This window comes from Vibrio galatheae, assembly GCF_000967545.1.
GTDB lineage: Bacteria > Pseudomonadota > Gammaproteobacteria > Enterobacterales > Vibrionaceae > Vibrio > Vibrio galatheae.
Map to the genome: position 1 here is coordinate 267,314 of NZ_JXXV01000018.1, position 26,084 is coordinate 293,397.

Sequence of the window (26,084 nt, forward strand, 5' to 3'; positions counted from 1 at the left end):
TCGCTTACTATGCCGACACAAGACATCAAATTTATTGCCGCCGATATGGATGGCACACTTCTCGACGAACAGGGGCAACTTAACCCTGAGTTTTTCAGCCTTTATAAACAGCTCGAAGACAAAGGCATTATATTTGCCGCCGCTTCTGGACGTCAGTACTACAGCCTAATGGACACCTTTTCACCAATAAAAGATCGCATGATGTTCATTGCCGAAAATGGCACTTTGGTGATGCACAAAGGTGAGGAGCTCTATAGCTGTGAAATAGACAAAGCATCAATTAAACAAATTATCGAACAAGCCCGCTCGATTGCTGACGCGCAAATCGTTTTGTGTGGCAAGCGCTCGGCATATATCGAAACTCAAAACCCGCAAGCACTTGAAGAGTTCGCTAAGTACTACCATAAATGCCAATATGTCGAGGATTTGCTCGATGTTGACGATGATTTTATTAAAGTGGCGATTTGCCATTTTGGCGGTACAGAGGAGCTGGTTTACCCGACGTTTGACACAGCCTTCGGTCAAACGCATCAAGTCGTCGTCAGTGCTAAGATATGGCTTGATGTGATGAACGCCAAAGCTTCCAAGGGCGCAGCAATTGAACACCTGCAAAACACGCTTAACTTCAGCTATGAGCAAACGATGAGCTTTGGTGATTACCTCAACGATCTCGAAATGCTTAAGGCGAGCTACCACTCGTACGCCATGGATAATGCTCACCCTAAAATTAAGCAAATCGCGCGCTTTCACGCCCCAAGCAACAAAGACGCAGGGGTATTTAGTGTCATTAAGCGTGAACTGCTGAGCTAATTACAACTGGTACAACTCTAAGGGTAAGCCGTCAGGATCTTTGAAAAAGGTGAATGGCTTGCCCGTAAACTCATCAATCCGGATCGGCTCGACCTCAACATCAGCCGCCTGCAAATACGCCGCATACACAGCAACACTATCCACATTGAATGCCAAATGTCGTAACCCCTGAGCTTCAGGATTACTTGGTCGAGGTGGCGGATTGGGAAACGAAAACAGTTCAATTTGGCCGCCATCAGGCAAAGCGAGATCTAACTTGTAAGATTCCCTTTCAGGACGATAGTTTTCCGCAACAATTTTTAGCTTAAGCACTTGGGTATAAAAGTGCTTAGATGCTTGGTAGTCGGAGCAGATCACCGCAACATGATGTATCCGTTTTAGTTCCACGCGACGTCCTTACTCAATCACTAGCGATCCATCTTGGTTAAACTGCCAGAAGTCGGCATAAGCCACTTCCCATAAATAGCCATCGGGATCAGAAAAATAGCCGCTGTAACCACCCCAAAACACCTCTTGGGCAGGCTTTTCCAACTTCGCTCCGGCGCTCACGGCAAGTGCTAATACCTCATCGACTTGCTGCTTAGTTCGGGTATTGTGTGCCAACGTCACGCCGCTAAAGCCTTCTTTCACCGCGGCCATATTGGGGGACACATCTTTCGCTAACGAGTCGAGTGGGTAGAGCGCTAAACACACGCCGCCTGTCTTGAAAAAAACAATGCCTTCCTCAGGGTTCTTAGACGAGGGGAAACCGAGCTGAGTGTAAAACTGGTACGAGCGTTCGAGATCACGAACACCCAACGTAATGATACTGACACGTGGTTCCATAGATGAATTCCTTTACTCTTTGCTTTGTTCGACTTGATGTTGATTGCGGTTGCTCGTCGCTTCTAATCGCTGAGCAATCTCGTGCTGTTGACTGGAGATAGAGTCAAGTGCTTGTGCCGTTACCTTAATTGCCCTCGCCATTGACGAGATATTTTGCGTCACCGACACTAGCGACGATTGCATAGGACGAAGTATAAACCAAGCAATAGCGGCAATAATCAACACCACAACCAACCCGATGGCCCCTATTGTGATCAACACTTTAAGACGTAAATCGTCGAGAAAAAGCTGGCTTTGGGTAGAAATGGCTTGTTTTGATTGTTCGAACGCGTTTGGTAGAGAATTCAAGGAATCTTTTGAAAGATGAACCAGTTGGTTGAGGTTGTCGATGGTGTCGCCGAGCAAGCTCTGCTGCTGTGGTGTTAGATTGTCACTTTGTGCAATCCTATCGAGCGCACCGCCGATTTGATCAAGTGAGTGACGGGTATCTTGTAGCGCATTTTCAATGCCATCCAACTCTAAAGACATATTGACATGTATAAACGCACTCTCTTGCGCTTGCTGTGGCGTTTCAGCAATGGCCAAACATGTCCAAAGAGTGACCAAGACTCCAAGCATCCATTTCATATAATGCCTCTTCCCTATCTATGCATAGACTCGAATAATAACTAGAGAGTAACAAGTATAACGATAGAAACCTATGACCTTTGTTCAAATACATACGTCCGCTCCTTTTTTAAACGAATCCCCCATTGACGACAATCAATGGGGGATTCGTTGGCAACCGCACTACACAGCCGTGTAAAGGCTACTTCAAAAACGCAATTGCATCAGCAAGCACTTTGGCCGCGTCCTGAGACTTCATGTTAGAGCTCATAAACTCACCGACCACCATGTATATCGCGCTTTGAACTTCGCTCGATACCATATGGCCGTGAGCGATACTGCCAACCATGGTGTCTTGTTTAACCGCCAGTTTTAAGTCTGCCATCGATTTTTTCGCACAGGCGTCAAAACCCTCATCACTGACTTGCAAGTTAGGCGGAACAGAGCCTTTAACCTGGTTGAATTTCGCCTGAAACCCGGGATCCATTACCGCTTTTGCCATGCTGTCTTGCGCGCTTTTCTTCTCTTGCGACACATCAAACATGCCAAACTGGTCTGAGTTAAAGACAAAGCTGCCCTCGGTGCCTGGGTATTGGAAACAAAGGAAGTCTTGATTCGGGATTTTACCATTATTGATAAATTCCCCTTTCGCCCAATCGCCCATGATCTGCATTGCGGCTTCGCCTTGCATTACCATTTCTGTCGCCTTGTTCCAGTCGCGACCCGGATAGGCGACATCGACATGAGTGCGATATTCGCGCAGTTGGTCAAACGCGCTTGCCATCGTCGCGCTGTTCAAACTGTTGTAGTCTAAATCACCGAACGCTTTGCGATAGAAGTTGATCCCACCTGCGCTTAGCACTGCGCTATCGAAGATGGTCACCTCTTGCCAAGTTTGACCGCCACCAGCAAATGCTACGTAACCATACGATTCAATCATACGCGCGGCAGCCATCAAATCATTGAACGTCTTAGGCACATCAATACCGAGATCATCAAAGATTTGCTTGTTGGCCCAAATCCAGTTTGTCCGGTGAATCCCCACTGGAGAAGCAATCCACTGTCCGTCGTATTTAGAAAACTTTTGCAATGCAGGTGGCACGATTTCATCCCACTTACCTTGCTGCGCTACGCTATTGATGTTGGCCATCACACCTTCTGACGCCCACTCCGTTAACTTGGTGCCACCCATTTGTACTGCGGTCGGTGGATTGCCAAACGCGGCACGTACGCGTAGGTAGTTTTGTGCGTTGGCCCCCGCCGCGCCAGCAATTTTCAGATCATTCCACTCAATACCTTGAGCAAGGAGGTTTTTCTTTAACACTTCTACTGCTGCGGCTTCGCCACCAGAAGACCATCCATGCAACACTTCTACCGAAGAGTCAGCATAAGCAAATCCAGAGCAGATACACAATGTGAGTACTAACTTTTTCATATCATTCCATCCTACATCTTGAACTGCTCAGTGATCTTCGCCTGCTGATCTGACAGCGACATCAGATCAGAAAACGTCTGTCGATTACCGCGTGAAAGCTGGTGAATCTCTTCAGCTGAATCCGAGATTGCGACGACATTCTCAGTGATCTCTTTTGATACATGTGATTGCTCTTGCGCCGCAGAAGCGATCTGCTCACTCATATTAGCTACAGCGTCAATTGCCGTTGAAATTTCTAGGAGAGACGTTGCCGCTTGTTGTGAGTTTTCAACCACTTCTCGTGCTGTTTCACTGTTTTTATGCATGATATCGACGGAAGATGATGAGATTTTTTGCAGTGATTGAATCATGCGATAAATCTCTTCGGTCGAATTTTGCGTTTTGCTCGCCAAGTTCCTAACTTCATCTGCAACCACAGCAAAACCGCGCCCTTGTTCACCTGCGCGCGCCGCTTCGATCGCTGCATTGAGCGCCAATAAGTTGGTTTGCTCGGCAATACCGGTAATGACCTCTAAAATGCCTTCAATATTCTCAGACTCCTGCTTCATCTCACCAATGGTTTGCGCTGCAGATTTAATGTCACTGTCCAGCTCACCAATCGAATGAATTGAGACATCCATTTTAGCTTTACCGTTAGAAGCTAACTCGCGAATCGCCAATACCTGACCTAGAGAAGACTCTGCGTTTCGCGCCACTTCATAGACGGCAGATTCCATCTCGGTGACCGCAGTCGCGACCGAACTGGTTTGGAATTTTTGATTTTCCAGCATTTCTTCTGATCTTGTTGTTACGTCCAGCGCGCCTTGCGTTGATTGCGATAACGTATTTGAACTCTCTTTGAGTTCAGAAAGCACACCGCCGAGCTTAGTTGCCAGCTCATTGATACCAGCAGCAATCTCACCAAACTCATCTTTTTTCTTAAGATCGATGTGTTGACCGAGTTCGCCGTTACCCAGCGCAGAGAGTGCATTGGTAATACTTTTTAGCGGCGTTCTGATGCTGCGGATTTGTGTCATTACGATTAATACACTAACCACGATAGCGACAATGAACAGTATCGAAGTCATCCACATGTTCGATTGTGACGAGCGCTCGACTTGTTGGTTAGTGTTGGATACTAACGTATCTATCGAACGGGATAATTGGTCAAGCGTCGCAGCGCCTTGATTGACCAATGCGCCCATATCAGCAAGGTTGCGGTTGATTTGTTCGCCCAATGAAACCAGTTTAATTTGCAGTGAAAGATAGCCACGTTCATCATTCACCGAGTAGTTAAGAAATTCCACGAAAGGTTTTAATTTCTCGGCTGAATCTGGAGCCATCGATGCCAGTTTCTCGATACGCGACACGGTTTTCAAACTGCTGTCAGAGAGCTTTTGTTTAATACTATTGAGCAGATCTAAGTTTTCAATATTGCTGACCCCACCAAGCGTGGTCTGCGCCAATGTCAGACTGTCAGCAATCACCGAAACTGCAAAGTTTTCGACTAGACCTAAGTTACTAGCCAGTAAGATGGCAGCGTCTCTTTCGTCAGCAAAAGTAATCCATCGCGCGGTGTAGTTTTGTATTTCCGCCCGAGAGATATCACGAGTGGCGACTAGGTTATTTTGTGCAGCAATCTGAGTTTGGCCGATAGAAAATGCTTGTGAAAAAGTTTGGTCAGCCTGTGCAAGAAGACGACTCAGTTCCCCTTGATCAGCGAGAGAGCTATTTAATGACGCTTTCAGTGCCTTGTACTGTTCGACGGCAGTAGAGAATTCTCGTTCAAACTTCTGCCTTTGCTCGCTATCCAGTGCACTCGCATGCTGACTGACGGCTTTATTCACATTTTGCGCTATGATCGCAAGCTCATAACTACGCGTCATAATGGGAATTAAGGTTTCAGCCGTCTCACTGTATGCCCGTGATGATTGTTGCTGAGCATAAAAGCCAACCCCAGCCAACAAGGTCATCAAGAACACCACAATACTGAAACCAAGTATGGTGCGACTAATTACGGTTAGATTCAATTGAGCCTCCTTTGATGTCACTCAGACTCATCTATTTTTATTGGTGGATGTGGGCAATCTGGGGCAAAGTTCCCTAGCCCACGAACTTCATCATCGATTTCGCTAGTCAAAGCGTAGTCGAGATATCGATGATTTGTGATCAACTATCACTAGAGAGAGCCGTTTCCACTAAATGCCGTGTTAACTTGTCTGCTTTGAGGAAGGTGACTTCGGTATTGAGTTGAAGCGTATCTCCACATCTTATTTCACTGAATAATATGGTGATATCGACCTGTTTAATCATATCACTAATTAGCGCATTTGCATTACTGACAGAAGAGTCACTACAACTAATTAACAGCCTAAAACCAAGACTTCTCGCTAGCTTCTCTATCCGCGCTAAAGACTGGACGGTTTTAGGTTCATGTAAGCTCGGCAAAACCACCCCAATTAACCGGCTCGTTCCGATACGTAAGGATCGCGCGGCCAAATTAGGTGTATAGTTGTGCTGCCGAGCCAGTTGCCAAACTCTATCTTGAGTCTCTTGGCTGATCCGATATTGCTCGCCCTTGCCACTCAATATGTAGCTCGCTGTGGTTTTGGACACCCCAGCAAGTTGGGCAATATCGCTTAATTTCATTCGCTCATCCAACCGTGTTTAACCTACATATTCGCGAACAAAAACTTGCTTTAACATTGCGTCCAGAGCGTCTAACGATCCGACTCCGACCCCAGTTTGCGACACAGCCAACGCCCCTATAGCCGTTGCGCTGGCGACTTGTCTTTCAGGGTTATCAAACTGACTTGCCCAGCAAAACCCGGCAACAACCGAGTCTCCGGCGCCGACGGTACTGACGGGTGTCAATTTGGGCGGCTGAGCAATCAACACTTGGCGTTGAGTCGCCCAAATCAGCCCTTTCTCTCCCAGCGAGACAATGACATTATCTATCCCCTGTTCCACGAGCTCGCTCGCCGCATCGACCGCCTCTTCCATCGACTCTACCTTGCGGCCAAGATAGTCAGAGATTTCTGTCTCGTTTGGTTTCACTAGCCAAGGCTTAGCCTTGATACCAGCGCAAAGCATCTTCTTGCTGCTATCCAACACCACCTTTTTACCCAGCTGTTTTAGCTCTTCGATCCAACCAACAACAATGTGCTCGCTCAGATTCTCAGGCAGGCTACCAGCAAAAATAAAACCATCGTGATCAGTGGCCAATTCCAGTATGGTCTTGTGTAGCGCCGCAATATCACTTTCCTCAACCCTAAAACCGTTAAAGTTGATGTCTGTCGTGCCGCCACTGGTATCATGAATCTTGATGTTGGTTCTATTGGTTCCGTCTACCATCACGAAATGGGTGTTTAAGCCGTTAGATGCAAAAAATGTCTCGAACAGTTTGCTATTGTGGCGACCTAAGAAGCCGCTTAGGGTGACAGATGCGCCTAAGTCACTAAGTACCTTACCAACGTTAATACCTTTCCCCGCCGCATAGCGCTTTGTCTCTTGGACGCTATTGACTTGATTAAGTGCAAGATCTTGCGCCTGAGCTGATAAATCAATCGCAGGATTGAGGGTGACGGTGACCCATTTATTTACCTTCACAGAACCTCCTTGTTGCTCTCATTTTCGGCAAGGTATTGAGCAATACTATCAACCACTAACTTATGGTCTTGATATTGCGGCAAGCCAGAGACAGAAATCGCTCCAACCACACCGACTCCACGAATAATCAAAGGAAAGCTGCCACCGTAGGGGGCAAACTGCTGAGCATCAACGAGCGAGGCTTGCTCAATCGTTTTGCCTTTCGCCTTATAATATTGCCCCATGTACCAAGAGCTGTGGTGATAACGTTCAACGACATTGCGTTTACGTGCTATCCAACACTGATTGTCGGGCGCAGTGTCCGGCATGGCGAAGCTAAATAAACAGTGCTGATTACGAACAATCTCTATCGCAACATTAACTTCGCTCTGTTCAGCGTTGTGCTTAATCAAGCAACCGAGTTGCCACGCAGTGTGATTATCAAAATGTTCAAATTGCAATTCTGCTTCTTGTGCTAACAACTGGTTTAAATCGGTAATCATATGCACTCCTGAAGATTAACCGTGCGTTTTTCGTTGGAACTCAGGTAAGCCGCTTCGATAACAGCAATGACATTAAGCGCTTCATGGGCAGGGACGGGAACAGGATGATCGCCCTCAATCGCTTGCGCTAATTGATGATAGAAGTCTTGGTAACAGCCAAGCTCTGTCTCGATTTGACGTTCGTTGCCATCGGCATCGGTATAGATTCCATAACGTGCTTGCGGCTCTGTCCCCCAGCCAGGTGAACACGGGCCTTTCTTTTCACGCAGGAAATCTTCTTGGCTATCCATGCCATACTTGATGAAACTGCCTTCACGGCCAAAAACCTGAAACCTTGGCCCTTCGCTGGTACTTAAACAGTTACTGTGCAGTATCACTTCCCGCTGCGGGTAGTGCATAACGAGGTGAAAGTGGTCTACCGCTTGGGCGCCCGGCCTTTGCTGTCTAAGTTGCGCTGTCACTTCATCGGGCAGTCCAAATAAGGTAAGCGCTTGATCAATCAAATGAGCACCGAGGTCATAAACGATGCCAGCTCCGGCGACATCTTGCTCACGCCAGCGCACTTTGACTTCTGGGCGGTAGCGGTTGTAGCTGGAATAAAAAGTATGGATATCTTCCAGTTGTCCATCTTGAATAAGCTTTTGGATGGTTTTGAAATCACCGTCGAATCGACGACTTTGGTAGACGGTCAGTTTTTTTCCAGACTCGGCTTCCAATTCAAGCAATGCTTTCCCCTCTTGATAAGAGATAGCGAATGGCTTTTCGACCACGACATGTTTATCGGCTAACAATGCTTTCTTCGCTTGAGGAACATGCAATTCGTTGGGCGTCGCAATTACGACCAACTCAATGTCCGCTTGCGCCAACATGCTATCGAGATCTGGGTAGACCTCCACATGGGGTAGCTGCGCAGTGACCTTATCACGATTACTCGATACAACAGCGGTTAGCTTGTATTCTGGACAGTCGCTAATGACAGGGGCTTGAAAACATTGCCCTGAAATACCAAATCCGACCAAACCCACATTGATTTTTTTCATAATCGATTCCTTTAAAAAAGGCTGTGAGTCCGGAGAGATCATCACAGCCAAACGAGGGTGTTGGAAGCGTTATACCAGTTCAAGCTCTTGTTTTAACAGCGCTTCAACTTGAACGTCACTGGTTGCCGTCATGAGTTGTTCTCTGAAGTCAGCGTGCATAATTTTACGTGCTAGCTTAGAGAAAATTTTCATATGCTGATCACCCGCAGCATGCTTGTTGAGGGTCAACATAATGATGAATTGTGCTTCTTCATCTCCCCATACAATCGGCTTTGGTAGGCGGCAGACACTGATTGCCGACTGCTCGATATGTTCACTTTTGGTATGCGGAATAGCAAAACCAAACCCTAACCCAGTTGAGAACACGTCTTCACGAGCCCACAGATCATCCGCAAGTTTATTCGGATAGCGACAGCGCCCAGTAATAAACAGGTTATCAGCGAGTGTTTTGATCACTTCCTCTTTGCTACGCAGATCGCGCCCTAAGCTGATACAGTCACGAGAAACCATAGGCGCTTCAGTTTGAGTCATTCTAAATTGGGCCAACACATGCTCGACCTCTTGCACCGTGCGACAATCCATGGCGCGATTTAGCAGTTGGCGACATTCGCGGCTATCAAGCTTTGCGATACGTTCTTTGGTTGCGGCGATGCTAGGTGCACTCATACTGATTTCATCCAGCCCCAAACCAACTAGCAGAGGTAATACCGAGCCTTTCGCGCCCAATTCACCGCATAAGCCGATCCACTTGCCATGACGGTGCACTTCTCGAACCACATGGTCCAAAGTACGCAAGAAGGCCGGATTTAAACTGTTGTAGTTTTTCGTCACTTGGGCGTTATCACGGTCAACTGCCATCAAGTACTGAGTTAAATCGTTAGAGCCGATAGAGAAGAAATCGATCTCTTCACAACACTGGTCGATGATGAACGCGACCGACGGGACTTCTAACATGATGCCAAGTGGAACGCGCTCGGCAAAAGAAACGCCATCTTTTCTCAGTTCTTGGCGTACTTCTGCCAGCACATCTTTCACCCACAAGATCTCTTCTAATGACGAAATCATCGGCACCATGATTTTTAGATTGCCGTGAGCCGATGCGCGTAAGATGGCACGTAATTGGGTTTTGAACATCTCAATGAATTCAGGATAGATACGTACCGCGCGATAGCCTAAAAACGGGTTGTTCTCCGCAGGGATATTGAGATAATCGACAGGCTTATCACCACCGATATCAATCGTTCTGACAATAATCGATTTGCCATTCGCAGCCTCACACGCCTGACAGAAAATGTTATACAACTCATTTTCATCCGGTGCCGACGTTCGATCCATGTACAACATTTCGGTGCGAAATAGCCCAACCGCTTCAGCGCCGTGAGCAAACGCTTGAGGTGCTTCGACTGAATGGGCAATGTTGGCTGCCACTTCTAACACTTTGCCATCTGCGGTGGTGGCGGATAGATCGCGATATTTCGCCTGACGTGTCGCGACGATCTCTTTAACTTTCTGTTCCTGAGCGTAATAACGTTCAATCGGATCGTTAATCTCTGTGACTACCGCGCCTAAATGACCATCAACGATAACTTGCTGGCCAATCACATCACTTAACTTACTGGCATCGAGTCCAACAATGGTCGGAATGGCGAAAGAGCGAGCCAAAATAACGGTATGTGATGTGCTCCCGCCATGGGACAGAATTAAACCTTTGAGTAAGGATTTATCCAATTCTAAGAACTGACTTGGCGTGAGGTCATCAGCAAGACAAACTGTTGGTTGTTGCAGTTGAGTTTGACTCGCAAATTTCTCATCACCGTAAATGTTCTGAAGCAGCTGATAGCACACATCTCGAATGTCGAGTTCGCGCTCACGCAGATAACTGCTGGTTGAGTTTTTCATCATCTCGCCAAAATGTTTAGCGGTTGCAACTATCGCATCCGCACAGCTCAACCCTTCGCTCAGATTGTTTTTTACCGTTTGTTGAAATTCGTCATCACGGGCAATTGACAGGTGCGCTTTAATCACTTCACTTTCCGTGTGCTCAGCGGCTTTTAGCTGAATACTCATCGACTTGATGAGGGCCTCTAAGCCTAGCTGGAGCGCAGCTTGCTCCTTAGACAACGCGTTGGCTTGGGGCAAATTCTCTAGGGTATCAAAGTTAACCGTACCCATGATGGTCAAAATACCGCGACCAATACCTTCGCTGACGGCGCGACCTCTTTGGTGGCGAACATTGAGGTTGGAAAAATTTCTCGGTAATGGAGATAAGGCCGAATCGCCGCCGTTGTCGTTATTTTGCAACGGAGCGTCACAATGAGGAAATTCATTGACGATAAACTGCTTTAGCTGACTGATTGCTGACTCTTCATCTTGTCCATCAACCGTAATCAAACACTCATCACCCAGTAGTGTGTCAGTGCCAATCAAAGACAGCACACTTTTTGCGTTGCCACTCATACCAGTGCGTTGATTTTGCCAAATAATGTTCGATTGGAACTGGTTGCAAAGCGCTTCAACATGGCTCGCTGGTCGAGCATGAACTCCATTCGGTAGCTCACATGAAAAAGAGAAGGTTTTCATTTTATATTGTCCTTTTGACTTCTAGGCGAACAGCCCGAGTTGATGTAACAACAATATCAAATCGTGGCAGTTCAACCATTGGACAAAAACACTAATTACTGGATTTTTGTATTATCAAAACTTAACTGTGAAGAACATCAAATTTACTATTCAATTTGTGAATTTAAACACGTTCTAATCTCCCACACCAACCAGACACAATAGTAAACATATGATTTTAATTAATTTTATTCCATTACTGCTATCTATTGCCTGTCTGGACAAAAATGTAGATAGAGATCAAACTTTATCTAGACCCTAACAAATATCCAGTAAATAGCATAAAAATCCTCTAACTAGACAGCACAAATGCTCACTATATTAGATTCACAGCCCGGGCAGCTCTACCAACGTGAAACAGATCAATGAAAACAATTTGACCCAAGGAGAGGTCTATGAACGATTTACTTACCATCTTGAAGGACACCAGAAGACACCTAATGACAGGCGTGTCTCATATGATCCCATTTGTCGTCGCAGGCGGTATCCTACTCGCGATGTCGGTCATGTTATATGGTGAAGGTGCCGTACCAGCAGAAGGAACATGGTTACATGATCTGTTCTTTATTGGTGTGGCGGGTTTTCAACTCATGGTGCCTATTCTGGCGGCATACATCGGCTACTCAATCGCCGACCGTTCAGCGCTCGCACCTTCTGCTATTGCCGCTTTTATTGGCGCTAACATGTATAACACTGGCTTCTTCGGTGCCATCTTTGCCGGCCTACTTGGCGGTATTGTGGTCTTCTATTTGAAGAAGATAAAAGTTCCGGCATTTGCACGCTCAATCATGCCAATCTTTGTTATCCCAATCATAGGTACCTTCATTACCGCTGGCGCCATTGTTTGGGGGATTGGTGAGCCAATTGGCGCAGCCACTGCCGCTCTGACAGACTTCCTCAAAGGCATGCAGAACGAAAGTATCGTGGTACTCGCTATTATCATGGGCGGTATGATCGCCTTCGATATGGGTGGTCCGGTCAATAAAGTGGCGTATGCATTCGTTATCTTGTGTGTCGGTGAGGGCATCTACAACGTTGCTGGGATCTCATCAGTCGCCGTGGCTGTACCATCGATCGGTATGGGTCTTGCCACCTTCTTCAACAAAAAGCTTTATGACTCAAGTGAACAAGAGGCTGGCCGCGCGTCTATCCTAATGGGCACTATGGGGATCACTGAAGGTGCGATTCCATTTGCCGCTGGCGACCCACTACGTGTCATCCCTTCGATTATGATTGGTACCGCAGCAGGCGCTGTCACCGCAGCACTTATCGGTGTAGAAAGCTATGCCGCGTGGGGTGGTTTGATTGTCCTGCCAGTTGTTGATGGGCGCTTCGGATTTATAGCAGCGTTGGCAGTGGGTTCAGTTGTTACCGCACTATTGGTCAACTTCCTAAAGGCACGTCGCCCGGTGCTTGCAGATAACAAACAAAACTCTGACGACTTAGATCTCGATATCGAAATCGGTTAATTACCCCAACACACTAAAGTCAGCAAGGCGCATATCATGACTCATCCTATCGCCTTGCTCTCCACCACAACAAAAGGAACAACACTATGACTCGTATCGTAGCCGTTACTGCATGCCCATCTGGCGTAGCACACACTTACATGGCAGCAGAAGCCATTGATAGCGCAGCGAAAGCCAAAGGCTGGACTTGTGATGTCGAAACTCAAGGTTCAATCGGGATTGAAAATGAACTGTCAGCCAGTGCGATTGAAGCAGCAGACGTCGTGATCTTGACCAAAGACATCGATATCAAAAACAGCGAACGCTTTGAAGGCAAAACCATCGTACGTATTGGAGTCAGTGATGCCGTGAAACGTGCCGCCGCTGTGATGGATAAAATTGACGCTCATTTGGCAAAAGCGACAGCTTAATCAGGCGTTAAATATTTTCCCTTGATGGGTTCCCCTTCCGAAAATTGGAGGGGAAACCAAACCGAGTTTTGATACCCAAGTCACCGCTGCGAACTACTGCACTCGGTGACTTCGTTATCAACATTCATCGTCCTATACGCTCGTCAACCTTATTTGGTATTGCAAGGAGCCCCGCAAATGAGCACCCCAAGAATTGAACGTCTCAAATCGGCATTGTTTGAATCACAACGGGAAATTTCCCTAGAGCGCGCCCTGCTTTACACGCAAAGTCATAAGACAACGCAAGGCGAGCACACTTTAATTCGTCGAGCCAAAGCCACCGCGCACGTCCTTGATAATGTCGCTATTTCAATTCGTGACGATGAACTGATCGCAGGTAACCGTACCGTCAAGGCGCGCGCGGGCATCGCCTCTCCGGAGATGGATCCCTACTGGATTGAAAAAGAGCTGGATTCGTTTGCAACACGCCCACAAGATAAGTTTTATATCTCTGAGCAAGACAAACAAGTTTATCGTGAGCAGTTGCTGAGCTACTGGTCTGAGCGCTCAATGAAAGATTTCATCAATGCTCAAATCCCAACCGAGGTAAAAGATGCCGTCGGAGAAAAGATTTTCAGTGTGAACCAAACCGACAAAGGCCAAGGTCACATCATTATCGATTTTGAACGGCTATTAGAAAATGGTCTCGGCAAACTGCTGGATGAAATGCAAGGTCATGCGCTAACGCACAGCAACAACGAGTTCTACGCCTCGGTGGTATTGCTGCTTGAAGCATCGATTCGTCACATCTATCGCTACGCGGAACTAGCGACAACAATGGCCAGCGAATGCCAAGATCCGATTCGTCGTCACGAACTGGCAACCATGGCGACCATCTCGCATAAAATCGCCACTCAAAAACCAGACTCTTTCTACGAAGCGTGTCAGTTGTTCTGGTACATGAACATTATTTTGCAATATGAGTCCAATGCCAGCTCGCTATCACTGGGACGATTCGACCAATACATGTTGCCTTTCTACCAACGCTCTATTGAAGCGGGCGAGCCGGTTGCCTTTTTACAAGAGTTGCTCGAAAGCTTATGGATCAAAACCAACGATATCGTCCTGTTGCGCTCATCAAGCAGCGCCAAATTCTTTGCCGGATTTCCGACGGGTTACACCATATTACTCGGGGGCCTTAGTCAAACGGGTAAAAGTGCCGTCAATGCCTTATCGAGCTTGTGTTTAGATGCCTATCAAAGTGTGCAACTGCCTCAACCAAACCTAGGTGTGCGTGTCAACGAGTTGATTGACCCTGGCTTTCTAATGAAAACGGCCGAGACGATTCGCCTAGGCACTGGCATACCTCAAATTTTCAACGATGAAGTGGTGGTTCCAGCGTTCTTAAATCGCGGCGTATCGCTTGAAGACTCTCGTGATTACTCAGTAGTCGGCTGTGTGGAGCTATCCATCCCAGGAAAAACCTACGGCTTGCATGACATTGCAATGTTCAACCTGCTTAAGGTGATGGAATTGGTGGTGCAACGTAATGCCGACAATCCAGATGTAAGCTTTAACCGCTTAGTTAGCGAGATCCGCCACGACATCAAGCACTACGTTAAGCTGATGGTGGAAGGGTCAAACATCTGTGACATCGGCCACCGTGATTGGGCGCCTGTTCCACTGCTCTCTTCGTTTATCAGCGATTGTATTGAATCCGGTCAAGATATCACCTACGGCGGCGCACGTTACAATTTTTCGGGTGTTCAGGGGATTGGTATCGCCAACTTGTCTGACTCTCTGCATGCCCTTAAACGCTATGTGTTTGACGAGCAACGCTCCAGCTTTAAAGAGTTCGTCGATGTCCTCAATAGCAATTTTGATGTGCCTGACGGAGAACGCATTCGTACCCGCTTAATGAATAAGTACGAAAAGTACGGCAATGATGTTGATGAGGTCGACAACCTGGGCTCTGAACTATTGCGCTTGTTCTGCAAAGAAGTTGAGCAGTATGACAACCCACGCGGAGGGAAATTCACGCCGGGTTCTTACACGGTATCCGCTCACGTGCCACTCGGCGCGGTCGTGGGTGCGACAGCCGATGGGCGTTTGTCCGGTGAGCAACTTGCCGACGGCGGGCTATCGCCGATGTTAGGTAAAGATCAACTTGGCCCAACCGCGGTGCTGAAGTCGGTCAGCAAACTCGACAACTATTTGCTCTCGAACGGCAGCCTGCTGAATGTCAAATTCACGCCCGCCACTCTTGAAGGGCAACACGGTCTTACTAAGTTGTCTGACTTTGTACGTGCCTTTATGAAGCTTAAGCTGCAACACATTCAATTCAATGTGCTTAACGCCGAAACATTGATCAAAGCGCAGCAGCAACCTCAAGACTACGCTGGTTTGGTTGTGCGAGTTGCCGGTTACAGCGCGTTCTTTGTTGAACTGTCGAAAGAGATTCAAGATGACATCATTCGCAGAACCGCCCATGAGTTGTAACACCGTGGCGACCAGCGAAACACAGCAAGAAACTGGGCGAGTGTTCAACATCCAACGTTACTCGCTGCACGACGGCAGTGGCATTCGCACTGTGGTGTTTTTGAAAGGTTGCCCGCTCAGTTGCCCTTGGTGCGCCAATCCAGAGTCAAGATCGCATCGTACCACTTATCTTCGGCGCGAATCTAAATGCATCCATTGCGACACCTGCGCCATGGATGTCGATGAATGCCCAAGTGGAGCATGGGAGCAAGTCGGGCATGATATGACGTTAGATGAAGTGATTGCGCAAGTGACCAAAGATGACGTGTTTTTTAATACCTCAAATGGTGGCATTACCCTATCGGGTGGCGAAGTGCTTACCCAGCCTAAGTTTGCTATTGCCCTACTGCGCCGCTTAAAAGCCTTGAGCTACAGAACCGCAATTGAAACATCCGGTCATGGCAATACTAAGCAGTTGGGGCACATTGCCCAGCTCTGTGATGAGGTGTTGTTTGACTTCAAAATCATGGACGAACAGAGAGCCAAAACCATTATCGGTATTAACTTGGCACTGGTGCTGAACAACTTTAAACACATAGTCGAACTTGGGGTCAAGGTGATCCCTCGTTTACCACTTATCCCGGGATACACCTTGGATTTGGTCAATATCGACAAAGTGCTGAGCTATTTACGCCCATTCAAAATCAACGAAATTCACTTGTTGCCATTTCATCAATATGGCGCAAACAAATATCAAACCTTGGGGATGGAGTATCTACTTAAAGACGTTCCGGTTCCGAGCAAATCTGAGGTGGAAAGCATTCGCCAACACATTGCGGCTCACGGCTACCACGTCATCATAGGAGGATAATCATGACTAAGAAAATACTCATAACTGGCGCAAAAGGTTTTTTTGGCACGCGCTTTATCAATCGTTATCAAGGTGAGTTTGAGATTCTTGGTTTAGATGCAGAACAGCTCGATATTACAGACAATGACAACGTCATTAAAACATTCGCCCAATTCAAACCAGACTACGTCATCCATGCCGCCGCCATTGCTGTAACCGATTTTTGCAACCAGCACCCAGACATCGCCCATAAGGTCAATGTTCAAGGGGCTATCAATGTTGCTCAGGCGTGTAAGGCCAACGGCGCTAAGCTGGTTTTCATCTCAACCGAGCAAGTATTCAACGGCAATGTCGAACCCGGCCCATACAACGAAAACGACCAACCCGTGCCAGACACCGTATACGGCCAGAATAAGCTCGAAGCTGAGCACGAACTGCGTTCAATTTTGGATGAAATGTGGATTCTTCGCTTTACCTGGTTATTTGGATTACCAGAGCGTAATACCACCATCAACCCGAACGTGGTTTGGAATACGCTGCAGGCATTGATCAGTGGTTCAGTGATGAAAGAGCGCAGCAACGAGTTTCGTGGCCTTACCTATGTGCATGAATTGATTGAACAGTTCCCAACAATTTTTACCATCCCATATGGTACGTATCACACTGGTGCACACAACCCTGCCAGCCGTTATGAGATTGCCCAGCACATCCTAACCGAGCTGGGTCAAGAGCAGCGTCTAGCCGAGATATTGCAAGTGAGTGATGCGCCTAAAACACGCGATGTTCGCCTCAACACAAGCAAACTCGCTGAGCAAGGGGTGACGTTTACTGAAAGCAAAATGGCGATCAGCAAATGCCTGAAAGAATTCCATTTCATTTAAGTTAAAGAGTTAGAGGGAATCTAAACATTCCCTTTCATATCAGGAGTTTCAATATGATTTACATGCTTGATACCGCTGACATAAAAGCGATTTGCAAAGCGGTTGACCTATACCCACTGGCGGGGGTGACGACCAATCCGTCGATCGTCGCCAAAGAAAATCGCCCGTTGAAAGAGATTTTACTCGATATTCGTGAGTGCATTGGCCCAGATCGCATGTTACATGCCCAAGTCATGGCGAAAGATGCCGAGACCATGCTGCAAGAAGCACTTGCGCTACGATCCATCGACCCAGAAATCATCGTTAAGGTACCTGTGACTCCGCAAGGGATCAAAGCGATGAAACTGATCGCAAGCGAAGGGATCCTTATTACCGCAACTGCGATTCTAACGCCACAGCAGGCACTAATGGCAGCAGTGGCGGGCGCTGAATTCCTAGCACCGTATGTCAACCGTCTAGACAATATATGCAGCGATGGTGTTGCTGTTGCCGCAGAAATGGTGGCCCTGATTGAGAATTACAATCTTGATGCAAAAGTGCTAGGCGCTTCGTTCAAGAACACGCAGCAAGTTCATCAACTGGCACTGGCTGGAGCACACTCAGTAACCATCGCACCGGATGTTTTTGATCAATTGCTTGTTCATCCTCTCACGGATTCAGGTGTGGCGGGGTTCGTCGCCGATTGGGAAGGTGTTTATGGCGCCGACACCAATGTGCTAGACGTGCTGTAATGTGATCTAGCCTTTAGTTTTTGGTCGGTGAACGATAAAACTAACAATAAATAACCATTGTCGTGCCCAATGATATTACAATCATTGGGCATTACCATATAACTAAAATAAAAGACCACCAATATGAAAATAGTTGGAGTCACTGCCTGTATCAGTGGCGTAGCACACACTTACATGGCTGCCGAAGTGCTTGAAAAATCCTGCAAAAAAGCGGGGTATAAAATATCGGTTGAAACACAAGGTGCACTGGGTAGCGAAAACCAGCTCGCCGCATCTGATATTGCCGATGCCGATGTTGCCGTGATCATTGCAGATATTAATATTGAAGGTGCTGAGCGGTTTAGTCAGACCCGCGTCGTGCGTTGTTCTATTACGCACTTTTTGCGTAACAGCGCAGAGGTGCTACTCGCGATTGAAAAGATCCGCAAAGCCCCGCCTAATGCGGAACTCATCCTCTAATCTGTGGCTTTGATACTCGAACTTAAATACTGCGCACGATACTCTGAAGGAGATCGTGCGGTCTGGTTTCTAAATACACGGCAAAAGTAATTACTGTCTTTGAAACCGCAGCGATGCGCGACCTCTTTGACCTTCATATCGTATTCAATCAACAGATATTTTGCGCGCTCTAACCGGACATGATTCAGATACTCGTTAAACTTAAGCAGCCCTTCTTTTTGAAATAACTGCGACAAGTAGTTCGGTGACACGTAAAAATGCTTTGCCACCGATTCTCGCGTTAACGGTTCGTGATAGTGTTGCTCTAGGTGCTCTCTTACGGCCTCAAACAAAGCATGGCTTTTCGACGGAGTTTCGACCGGCCTTTCGATAAGGTCAAGGATATGACTGAGCAAAGAGCTGATCAAAAGTCGTTTCGTCTCTTGGCTATCTGGTTGTTTTATAAACTCTTCAATGGCACTAAGAATGAAGGTGCCAATTCTTGGCCCGCGACGCAACACGCTCTCTTTGATCGCCGAATCGAACTGCTCTCCATCCCAACTGAGTAAGCTCATGCCGAAACTCTGCTTGCCCGCCATCACGGTCAACGTCACAACGGGCTTATCCCATACTGGCTTGTTCCAACTTTCAGCAGGCAAGTACAACACGCCCCCCTGCTTGAGAGTGTACTGGGTGTCAATGCCAAGATGGTTACCGACTTCCATATCTAGCTCACCGATTAAAACCATTTCCACGCGCGGAAAATGCACCTGATACGCCAATGGAGGAGGTGAAGGTAAGTTCCCGGCAAAATAAACATCGCTGATTGACTGGGTATTTTTTGCGTAATGATCCAACGCATCGAGTAAATATGTTTTGTCTAGCATAATCGATAGTGTATACGAATCCTTTCCTTGACGAATACAACAGACAACTTGGCACAATACGTTGCTGTTATTAACTTGAGACAAGATAAGCGACCGCGTTCAATTAGGATATGTGCCAAATCACACTTTTCTCAACACTCAACAAATATCCAGTATTTCGAACAATTACCCTGCTTATAAAGCCTGCGTTCTCCATTACCTTTGTTATCAAAGTCAGTACAAAAAGAACGCAAAAAAGGTACCCTCCATGACACAGTCCGCTCAGCAATATTTGAATGCTTTAGGCGCCGATCTCGAACTCTCAGCCGAGATGATCCACCAACTTGATACATTGGGTTTCACCGTCATTCACAATGTGGTTGACGATGATTGGCTCGAAGAAATGCGCAGAACCATCGACATGCTAGTCGAGCGTGAAGGTGACAATCTGGCCATTGAACATCACCAAGAAGAAGGTGTGACACGCATTGCCAACCTGATTAACAAAGGAACAGTGTGGGAAAAGGTTTGGGCGCACCCGCTGGCACTTGCCGCATGTAAGCACATTTTTGGCGGTGCATTTAAAATCTCAAGCCTCAATGCTCGAGAAGCACACCCTGACTGCGGCCACCAGCCATTGCATGCCGATTGGAAAAAGCCGCGACCAGATTACCCTAAAGTGCACTTGGTCAACTCCATCTGGGCGATTGACGATCTCACCCGTGAAAATGGCGCGCCGCGTATTATTCCCGGTACTCACTTACGTCCTGAATTACCGGAAGATGTACTAGACGATGTGGAAAGCGCACACCCAGACGAAGTGTATCTTGAATGCCCAGCCGGAAGTGTAATGATTTTTAACGCTCATACTTGGCATGGTGGCACCATCAACTATGCGGGAACACGCCGACGAGTCTTGCACGGCTTGTACATCGACCGCGACGACACACCGCAACAAGACCAACAAAAGTGGATCACTGACCACACCGCGAGTCGATTAACACCAGCGCAAAAATGGCTGCTAGATGTAGAGTAACAATCTGGTTCAGCCTTTATTGGCAAAGGCTGAACGCCTCAAAAAAGTGAGTGCGAACATGTCAATTTATAAGCTTAACAACGTCATCCAAACCTATGATTGGGGGAGTGTCACCTCCCTCCACGATATGTTTAATATCGACAACCCTCAGCATCTACCACAAGCTGAAATGTGGATGGGCGCCCACCCCAGAGGGTGTTCTAAAGTGGTCGAACAAGATATTCCGCTTAATGATCTGTTGGTAAGAGACACGCCCAACTTGCTAGGCAGTTACACCGCAGCAAGATTCGGTGAACTACCTTATCTGTTAAAAATCATTGCTGCGCAGTCGCCTTTATCTATCCAAGTGCACCCGAGTAAGCAGAAAGCTGAACAAGGATTTGCGCGTGAGAATCGACTTGGTATTCCTCTTGATGCGGCAAACCGCAATTTCAAAGACGCTAACCATAAGCCCGAGCTGGTATACGCGCTGACTTTTTTCCTCGCCCTTAATGGTTTTAGGCCAATTAGTGAGATCACCGCCCTCTTTCATGAAATTGATATTGAAACGATTAATCCACTAGTTGACGCGCTTATCCAACAGCCGAACGAAGCGGGGCTGCGTGACTTTTTCAGCCATATAATGACCTTGTGCGAAGCTGACAAACGCCAAGCCTTGCAACAGCTCTCATTGTTGGTTGAGAAGCCAGCCAAAAGCCGCTTGTCGAGAGAAGCATTTCATACGATCAGAACGCTGATGGTTCATTATCAAGATGACCTTGGCCTGTTTGCCCCACTGCTGTTAAACATCATTGAGCTCGCTCCGGGAGAAGCGATGTTTCTTCATGCCGAAACCCCACATGCGTATTTATCAGGCACCGCATTGGAAATCATGGCGAATTCAGACAATGTGCTACGGGCTGGCTTAACCGCTAAACATATCGATATTGAGCAATTGATCGAGAATTTATCGCTAAAAACCACCCACGCATCGAAGCTCATCATGTCTCCGGTGCAAAAGGAATCTCGACTGACTTACCCTGTTCCTGTCGATGATTTTTGCTTTGATATTGTTTTTTCTAACCCGACGCCACAAACGCTCTATGTTAGAAGCGCCGAGGTACTTTTCTGCATCGATGGCGAGGTGGTTGTTGAAACGCCACAGCAAACGGTCACACTCAAAAAAGGTCAATCGGCTTTTGTCACATGTGATGCGCTATCGTACCAGTTTAGTGGCAATGGCAGACTAGCCAGAGCATACAACTAGGCGATGCACAGCCAGTGCGTCGCCCAATGTTTTGCAACCAACAATGGTCTGTTAACTAGACTCCGTTACTGGCGCTACTTTCGCGCGGGTAACTCCTCTTGAGTTAAATAACCGTCATTGTTTCTATCAAAGCGATTAAAGTCTTTAGCCAACGGGCCTTTGACTTCAAGCCGTGACAGCTTGCCATCGCCGTTGCGATCCATTCTTGCGAAGTGCCCACTAGGCCCACCGCTTGGTTTATTGCCTTTTGCGGGCATTAACGACGCTGAGCCGTTGTTTTTAAAACGCTCTGCAGGTCGTGTTATCTCACTCGGCTGCTGAACAAACACTGTATTGCCACCTCTGACACAACGCACCATGTTATCGATGCGAATCGCATCACCTTGCGGCCCATGACCTCTCGGAAACTGGCTTGCTGTGCCGGTCTTCGGATCGCTACGCTGAGAACCTGCCCCATGCACATCAATCCATGCATTACGCATATAGCCTAACGAGGAGCCAAACGCGACGTACGCACCATTCGCGCCATTTCTCATGTTTTCATGTGTGGTACTACTCCAGTAGTTGGCATAGTCTTGGCGTTTTGCTTCGCTGGTAATGGGCGTGGTTGTAAACAGAGGGTCAATCGCCGCGCTGCCGCTCGTTGCTGGCGAACGAGTGTAATCCACAATCGACTGTAGCTCTTTTACATTCGGTAGACGCCAATCGCTTTGCTCTGCCAGCTCAAGATTTTCACAATAGGCAAGTGCTCGCGGAAAATCCATTTGCGTCTGGCTATCTGCTTGCTGCCAAATAAGTCCCGTGGCGTTATCTACCACCGCCCCTTCACCTGTATCGACAAACTGGTTAATACCATAGTGCGGATTGCCACGCACCGCTAAGACATAGAAAGTTTTTTCGCCACCTCTTGGATTAGAAATACCATAGCCCTTGATTCGGCCATCAATAAAGTTAACCCCGAAAACAGTCTCATCTCGATTCATCGTGGTTGAAACGTATTTGGTACTCGACACAAACTGGCTGTCAATTAAGCGCTCTCCGGCATCAACATCGCCAGCGTTGATATCAAAGTAACGAGAATCTAAGAAGGGAACCATCTGCACACTACCCGGCTGATTGATACCACTGGGATCTTGGCCATCAAACAAGATCAGAGAATAAAGTTCTTTGATCGAAGGTAATCGCCAATCGCTGTATCCAGCGTGGTCAAGGTGAGCGACGTAATCCAGAGCTTGCTGATAGCTCAGCTTGTCACTCGCATCAATCTTGCCATCGCTATTAAGATCGGTAGTCTGAGTCCAGACAAGCCCCGTCACGTTGTCACGTACAGTGCCATTACTGTTTTTGCTATAACTGGGCGCGTTACCTTGGTACTGAGCATCTTGTCCAAAAGTCGAATCAGAAGGTGACGGACAGGTGCTCATGGCGTTTTTGGTGCCAAAACACTGACTTTGGTGAGTATCAACTATCGGTGTTGTCAGCGTATCGGCATTAGCAAAGCTTGACCAAGCTAAAGTGAGACTTAACGCTAATAAACTGTTTCTCGGTACATTTTCCATTGTTATTCCTTGTTTTCTCAACGTCTTTCTAGTCTAGGCGTTGGCAGGTAAAGAAATACAACATGAGCGTAAAGGTATGTAAAGTATAAGACTGACATAAACACACATTTTCCTGTCATATCAAGTAAACTGTATGAAATTTCTAACGAAAAGTAGCCTGATTTGCTGACCGATAAAACGCTGACATTTGCGACCGCCAATTTGTTTAACTTCATAGAGCCGCCCGGTGCCTATTATGATTTTGAAAACATCTATGAGCGAGATGCCTGGCAAGAGAAATGTCGCTGGACAAAAGAGCAAATAAAGAAACTTGATGCCGATATTGTTGGAATACAGGAAGTCTTTAGCATTGAGGCCGCACAAGCGCTATTTTCCCAGTTGGGTTATCACCATTTTGCGGTGGTGGATAAACCAAACGTTGAACAAGAATACATCTACTCTCATCCAGTCGTGGCATTGGCTTCAAAGTATCCTATCAAGCAAATTCAAGCCGTTGAGCCGCCAAGTTCAATTACCGAGAATTATCACGTTGCTACACCCAAATTCAGCCGGCAACCTCTCTATGCGATTATCGATGTTCCCGACATTGGGGAAATAGCCGTGTATGTCTGCCATTTAAAGTCTCAACGAGCAACAGAAAGCCACCTCCCCGAGAAAGCCCACTCAATCGTTGGTCGCTGGCTCTCTAGTCAACAGCGAGGCTGGGAAGCGGTGATGCTCAGAGTGTTTATGGAGCAACAATACGCCAACCACCCACTGCCAACTGTGCTATTAGGCGATATGAATCAGGCCTTAACCAGTGATATCACCAGCCTATTAACCACAAGCGCTGACATCAGCGGGCAGTCACTGCAGTTAACAGACAGTTGGCAAATTTATTCGCAAACCAATAACAAAGCCCAGCGACCAGCGACTCACTATCACTTTGCGACTGGCAATGTGCTTGACTACGTTCTACTCTCGCCGGAGTTTCAACCTGACTCGCCCTACTCACTGGCCGATGTTGTCGCCTACCAGACACTCGATACGCACCTTATCAACCCCAGTTTCGAGACCGACAAGCAAGCCAGCGACCATGCCTTTGTCGCCGTGACCGTTCAGTTTGTGTTGTAAGTCGAGGTTAATCTAGTCACTCCCCATTTGATAGACGCTACCGACCCCGCTTTCATGGACAAAATCTTCGTCATGGCTGACTAAAATAAAGGCTCCGTTGTAGTGATTTAGAGTGCTGGCCAATAACTGCTTCGATTCGAGATCGAGGTGGTTATCGGGTTCATCAAGCAGTAGCAGCGGCTGGGTTGGTTGATGACTGACCACCAGCATGGATAACTTCATCTTTTCGCCACCACTTAACTGCTCGACCTTACGAAATACGCTGTCACGGCGAAAGCCTATCCCCGCAAGTAGGGTTCTTGCCTCTGCTTCCAAGACCCCTACGCACATGTCCATGACGGTTTCGAGCATGGTTTGATTACTTTGCAGTAAGCCAAAATGCTGATCTAAATAGTAAACCTTGCTGTTAATCAAACAGTCACCGCTTAGTAACGTCTGTTCGCCTCTTAGAACAGACAGCAGGGTCGATTTGCCCGCGCCGTTACTACCTTGCAACCACACCTTACTTCTACTGCTGAGCTGAAGATGTATGGGCGCGTTACTGCCGAAAGGGAGAACGCCTGCAACTATCGATACGAGCTGTCCTTTGCGGCTGTCTTGCGCATCGCTCATATAGAACTTTTGTGGTTTCACTTGCTCCCAGCGTTGCTCAAGCGCACTCGCCTTTTGGCTTAGCAGCTCTCGTCTGCCACTATCATTTTTGGCTCGATTTGACATAGCCCCAGTGGCGCTATCTCTCATCCCATTGAGTAGAATTTTCGCTTGGCTACCCGTTCTGCGTAGTTTCATGCCTTGAGCCTGTCGTTGCTCAGCTTTTTCACGATTTAGCTGTGTTTGTCGTTCCAGTCGTTTTTGCTCCTTGTGCACGCTGTCGATCTGGCGTTCCAACGCAGCCACTTCCAGCCCTTTTTGCTCCCGGTAGTTATCATAGTTTCCACCATACTGAGCCAAACCAAGGGTTGAGAGTTCCCAAATCTGATCCATCTCGCGCAACAGAAATCGGTCGTGACTGATTAATAGTATCTGGCCTGAAAACGCATTCATCTGGTTACGCAACCACTCTCTGCCTTGCTTGTCCAAGTGGTTTGACGGCTCATCAAGAACCAGCAGGTCTGCGTTCGATTGAAACAGTTGCCACAATTGCAACCGCGCAAGCTGTCCACCACTCAGTTGAGCACACGGAAAGTTAACGTCTTGCGGCAAACGCATCTCAGCAAGCTGTGACTCTAGCTCGTGCTGCAAGTTCCATTGATCTCCGACCAAATCGAACCAACGCTGATCGCACGCACCCTGTTCAATTTTTTGCAGCGCTTCAAGCGTATCAGCGACCCCGAGATATTGAGCAAGAGTTAAATCACTGCCCAGCAACGCAGAAGGTAGCTGAGTGTAAGTGCGCACTTTGCCACTGAGTACCACCTGACCATAAGTAGGACTCAGAGCCTGAGTGAGAATCGCGGCAAGAATAGACTTACCCACACCGTTTCGTCCGACTAATCCCACCTTGGAATGAGTCAAGGTGCAAGAAAGATCGCGAAAAAGAATCTCTCCATTGTCGAAGTGATAGCTGATTTTATGGGCTTGTATAACTGGCATAATTTGCCTCCTGTAGAACAGGATTAGGCA

Annotated in this window: 24 protein-coding genes; 11 read left to right on the forward strand and 13 right to left on the reverse strand. The window is 47.4% G+C overall.

Annotated features, from left to right (window positions below):
* Nucleotides 1–9 precede the first annotated feature (9 nt).
* Complete coding sequence (locus tag TW81_RS11980; protein WP_045955940.1) at nucleotides 10–810, forward strand: Cof-type HAD-IIB family hydrolase; 801 nt, start codon at nucleotides 10–12, stop codon at nucleotides 808–810.
* Here the strand turns inward: TW81_RS11980 and gloA2 are convergent, their stop codons facing one another.
* The 10 genes from gloA2 to ptsP form a co-directional block, all read right to left on the reverse strand.
* Nucleotides 811–1,197 (reverse strand): SMU1112c/YaeR family gloxylase I-like metalloprotein, encoded by a 387-nt coding sequence (gloA2, locus tag TW81_RS11985; protein ID WP_045955941.1) that lies wholly within the window; start codon nucleotides 1,195–1,197, stop codon nucleotides 811–813.
* Nucleotides 1,198–1,206: 9 nt separating this feature from the next.
* On the reverse strand, nucleotides 1,207–1,635 hold the full coding sequence (locus TW81_RS11990) for a VOC family protein (RefSeq protein WP_045955942.1): 429 nt from the start codon (nucleotides 1,633–1,635) through the stop codon (nucleotides 1,207–1,209).
* Nucleotides 1,636–1,647: 12 nt separating this feature from the next.
* Complete coding sequence (locus TW81_RS11995) at nucleotides 1,648–2,262, reverse strand: hypothetical protein (protein ID WP_045955943.1); 615 nt, start codon at nucleotides 2,260–2,262, stop codon at nucleotides 1,648–1,650.
* A gap of 181 nt (nucleotides 2,263–2,443) precedes the next feature.
* Nucleotides 2,444–3,676, reverse strand: coding sequence for an ABC transporter substrate-binding protein (locus TW81_RS12000; RefSeq protein WP_045955944.1), 1,233 nt, complete (start codon nucleotides 3,674–3,676; stop codon nucleotides 2,444–2,446).
* Between the two features lie 11 nt (nucleotides 3,677–3,687).
* Entirely contained in the window at nucleotides 3,688–5,685 is a 1,998-nt protein-coding gene (locus tag TW81_RS12005) for a methyl-accepting chemotaxis protein (RefSeq protein WP_045955945.1), read from the reverse strand.
* A gap of 139 nt (nucleotides 5,686–5,824) precedes the next feature.
* Nucleotides 5,825–6,304 (reverse strand): LacI family DNA-binding transcriptional regulator, encoded by a 480-nt coding sequence (locus tag TW81_RS12010; RefSeq protein ID WP_052706201.1) that lies wholly within the window; start codon nucleotides 6,302–6,304, stop codon nucleotides 5,825–5,827.
* 18 nt (nucleotides 6,305–6,322) lie between these two features.
* Nucleotides 6,323–7,264, reverse strand: coding sequence for a 1-phosphofructokinase (pfkB, locus tag TW81_RS12015; RefSeq protein ID WP_045955946.1), 942 nt, complete (start codon nucleotides 7,262–7,264; stop codon nucleotides 6,323–6,325).
* The gene (locus tag TW81_RS12020) at nucleotides 7,261–7,746 is read right to left on the reverse strand and encodes a heme-degrading domain-containing protein (RefSeq protein WP_045955947.1); all 486 of its coding nucleotides are present in this window, start codon (nucleotides 7,744–7,746) and stop codon (nucleotides 7,261–7,263) included. Before TW81_RS12020 ends, pfkB begins: the two co-directional genes overlap by 4 nt.
* Nucleotides 7,743–8,786: an oxidoreductase gene (locus TW81_RS12025; protein WP_045955948.1), complete on the reverse strand. Its 1,044-nt coding sequence runs from the start codon at nucleotides 8,784–8,786 to the stop codon at nucleotides 7,743–7,745. The genes TW81_RS12020 and TW81_RS12025 overlap by 4 nt, the downstream gene beginning before the upstream one ends.
* Before the next feature lie 69 nt (nucleotides 8,787–8,855).
* Nucleotides 8,856–11,366, reverse strand: coding sequence for a phosphoenolpyruvate--protein phosphotransferase (gene ptsP, locus TW81_RS12030; protein ID WP_045955949.1), 2,511 nt, complete (start codon nucleotides 11,364–11,366; stop codon nucleotides 8,856–8,858).
* A gap of 434 nt (nucleotides 11,367–11,800) precedes the next feature.
* On the opposite strand from ptsP, the gene TW81_RS12035 reads away from it, so the two are divergent.
* From TW81_RS12035 to TW81_RS12065, 7 genes are all read left to right on the forward strand, one after another.
* Entirely contained in the window at nucleotides 11,801–12,874 is a 1,074-nt protein-coding gene (locus TW81_RS12035) for a PTS fructose transporter subunit EIIC (protein ID WP_045955950.1), read from the forward strand.
* 86 nt (nucleotides 12,875–12,960) lie between these two features.
* The gene (locus tag TW81_RS12040; protein WP_045955951.1) at nucleotides 12,961–13,284 is read left to right on the forward strand and encodes a PTS fructose-like transporter subunit IIB; all 324 of its coding nucleotides are present in this window, start codon (nucleotides 12,961–12,963) and stop codon (nucleotides 13,282–13,284) included.
* Between the two features lie 177 nt (nucleotides 13,285–13,461).
* Nucleotides 13,462–15,762, forward strand: a complete 2,301-nt coding sequence (locus TW81_RS12045) for a formate C-acetyltransferase (protein WP_045955952.1) — start codon at nucleotides 13,462–13,464, stop codon at nucleotides 15,760–15,762.
* The gene (locus tag TW81_RS12050; RefSeq protein ID WP_239424344.1) at nucleotides 15,752–16,612 is read left to right on the forward strand and encodes a [formate-C-acetyltransferase]-activating enzyme; all 861 of its coding nucleotides are present in this window, start codon (nucleotides 15,752–15,754) and stop codon (nucleotides 16,610–16,612) included. The genes TW81_RS12045 and TW81_RS12050 overlap by 11 nt, the downstream gene beginning before the upstream one ends.
* A 2-nt stretch (nucleotides 16,613–16,614) precedes the next feature.
* Nucleotides 16,615–17,472 carry an SDR family oxidoreductase gene (locus tag TW81_RS12055; RefSeq protein ID WP_045955954.1) on the forward strand — a complete coding sequence of 286 codons (858 nt, stop codon included), beginning with the start codon at nucleotides 16,615–16,617 and terminating at the stop codon, nucleotides 17,470–17,472.
* Nucleotides 17,473–17,525: 53 nt separating this feature from the next.
* Nucleotides 17,526–18,203: a transaldolase family protein gene (locus tag TW81_RS12060; protein WP_045955955.1), complete on the forward strand. Its 678-nt coding sequence runs from the start codon at nucleotides 17,526–17,528 to the stop codon at nucleotides 18,201–18,203.
* A gap of 123 nt (nucleotides 18,204–18,326) precedes the next feature.
* A complete protein-coding gene (locus TW81_RS12065; RefSeq protein WP_045955956.1) occupies nucleotides 18,327–18,662 on the forward strand; it encodes a fructose PTS transporter subunit IIB in 336 nt (111 codons plus the stop codon).
* On the opposite strand, the gene TW81_RS12070 is transcribed toward TW81_RS12065, so the two are convergent.
* Complete coding sequence (locus TW81_RS12070; protein WP_239424346.1) at nucleotides 18,659–19,612, reverse strand: helix-turn-helix transcriptional regulator; 954 nt, start codon at nucleotides 19,610–19,612, stop codon at nucleotides 18,659–18,661. The genes TW81_RS12065 and TW81_RS12070 overlap by 4 nt on opposite strands.
* Before the next feature lie 163 nt (nucleotides 19,613–19,775).
* On the opposite strand from TW81_RS12070, the gene TW81_RS12075 reads away from it, so the two are divergent.
* Together TW81_RS12075 and manA are read left to right on the forward strand one after the other, a co-directional pair.
* Nucleotides 19,776–20,543, forward strand: coding sequence for a phytanoyl-CoA dioxygenase family protein (locus TW81_RS12075; protein ID WP_045955958.1), 768 nt, complete (start codon nucleotides 19,776–19,778; stop codon nucleotides 20,541–20,543).
* Between the two features lie 58 nt (nucleotides 20,544–20,601).
* On the forward strand, nucleotides 20,602–21,789 hold the full coding sequence (gene manA / locus TW81_RS12080; protein WP_045955959.1) for a mannose-6-phosphate isomerase, class I: 1,188 nt from the start codon (nucleotides 20,602–20,604) through the stop codon (nucleotides 21,787–21,789).
* Nucleotides 21,790–21,863: 74 nt separating this feature from the next.
* Here the strand turns inward: manA and TW81_RS12085 are convergent, their stop codons facing one another.
* The gene (locus TW81_RS12085) at nucleotides 21,864–23,348 is read right to left on the reverse strand and encodes an Lcl domain-containing protein (RefSeq protein ID WP_045955960.1); all 1,485 of its coding nucleotides are present in this window, start codon (nucleotides 23,346–23,348) and stop codon (nucleotides 21,864–21,866) included.
* 162 nt (nucleotides 23,349–23,510) lie between these two features.
* Here TW81_RS12085 and TW81_RS12090 point away from each other — a divergent pair, with 162 nt between their 5' ends.
* Nucleotides 23,511–24,461 (forward strand): endonuclease/exonuclease/phosphatase family protein, encoded by a 951-nt coding sequence (locus TW81_RS12090; RefSeq protein WP_045955961.1) that lies wholly within the window; start codon nucleotides 23,511–23,513, stop codon nucleotides 24,459–24,461.
* A gap of 12 nt (nucleotides 24,462–24,473) precedes the next feature.
* Here TW81_RS12090 and TW81_RS12095 read toward each other — a convergent pair whose 3' ends face one another.
* Complete coding sequence (locus TW81_RS12095; protein WP_045955962.1) at nucleotides 24,474–26,054, reverse strand: ATP-binding cassette domain-containing protein; 1,581 nt, start codon at nucleotides 26,052–26,054, stop codon at nucleotides 24,474–24,476.
* Nucleotides 26,055–26,084: the final 30 nt, after the last annotated feature.

Coding starts and splice junctions, on each gene's coding strand:
- TW81_RS11980 (WP_045955940.1), top strand. CDS start 10: ATGCCGACACAAGACATCAAATTTATTGCCGCCGATATGGATGGCACA.
- TW81_RS11990 (WP_045955942.1), bottom strand. CDS start 1,635: ATGGAACCACGTGTCAGTATCATTACGTTGGGTGTTCGTGATCTCGAA.
- TW81_RS11995 (WP_045955943.1), bottom strand. CDS start 2,262: ATGAAATGGATGCTTGGAGTCTTGGTCACTCTTTGGACATGTTTGGCC.
- TW81_RS12000 (WP_045955944.1), bottom strand. CDS start 3,676: ATGAAAAAGTTAGTACTCACATTGTGTATCTGCTCTGGATTTGCTTAT.
- TW81_RS12010 (WP_052706201.1), bottom strand. CDS start 6,304: ATGAAATTAAGCGATATTGCCCAACTTGCTGGGGTGTCCAAAACCACA.
- TW81_RS12020 (WP_045955947.1), bottom strand. CDS start 7,746: ATGATTACCGATTTAAACCAGTTGTTAGCACAAGAAGCAGAATTGCAA.
- TW81_RS12025 (WP_045955948.1), bottom strand. CDS start 8,786: ATGAAAAAAATCAATGTGGGTTTGGTCGGATTTGGTATTTCAGGGCAA.
- ptsP (WP_045955949.1), bottom strand. CDS start 11,366: ATGAAAACCTTCTCTTTTTCATGTGAGCTACCGAATGGAGTTCATGCT.
- TW81_RS12035 (WP_045955950.1), top strand. CDS start 11,801: ATGAACGATTTACTTACCATCTTGAAGGACACCAGAAGACACCTAATG.
- TW81_RS12040 (WP_045955951.1), top strand. CDS start 12,961: ATGACTCGTATCGTAGCCGTTACTGCATGCCCATCTGGCGTAGCACAC.
- TW81_RS12045 (WP_045955952.1), top strand. CDS start 13,462: ATGAGCACCCCAAGAATTGAACGTCTCAAATCGGCATTGTTTGAATCA.
- TW81_RS12050 (WP_239424344.1), top strand. CDS start 15,752: ATGAGTTGTAACACCGTGGCGACCAGCGAAACACAGCAAGAAACTGGG.
- TW81_RS12055 (WP_045955954.1), top strand. CDS start 16,615: ATGACTAAGAAAATACTCATAACTGGCGCAAAAGGTTTTTTTGGCACG.
- TW81_RS12060 (WP_045955955.1), top strand. CDS start 17,526: ATGATTTACATGCTTGATACCGCTGACATAAAAGCGATTTGCAAAGCG.
- TW81_RS12065 (WP_045955956.1), top strand. CDS start 18,327: ATGAAAATAGTTGGAGTCACTGCCTGTATCAGTGGCGTAGCACACACT.
- TW81_RS12075 (WP_045955958.1), top strand. CDS start 19,776: ATGACACAGTCCGCTCAGCAATATTTGAATGCTTTAGGCGCCGATCTC.
- manA (WP_045955959.1), top strand. CDS start 20,602: ATGTCAATTTATAAGCTTAACAACGTCATCCAAACCTATGATTGGGGG.
- TW81_RS12085 (WP_045955960.1), bottom strand. CDS start 23,348: ATGGAAAATGTACCGAGAAACAGTTTATTAGCGTTAAGTCTCACTTTA.
- TW81_RS12095 (WP_045955962.1), bottom strand. CDS start 26,054: ATGCCAGTTATACAAGCCCATAAAATCAGCTATCACTTCGACAATGGA.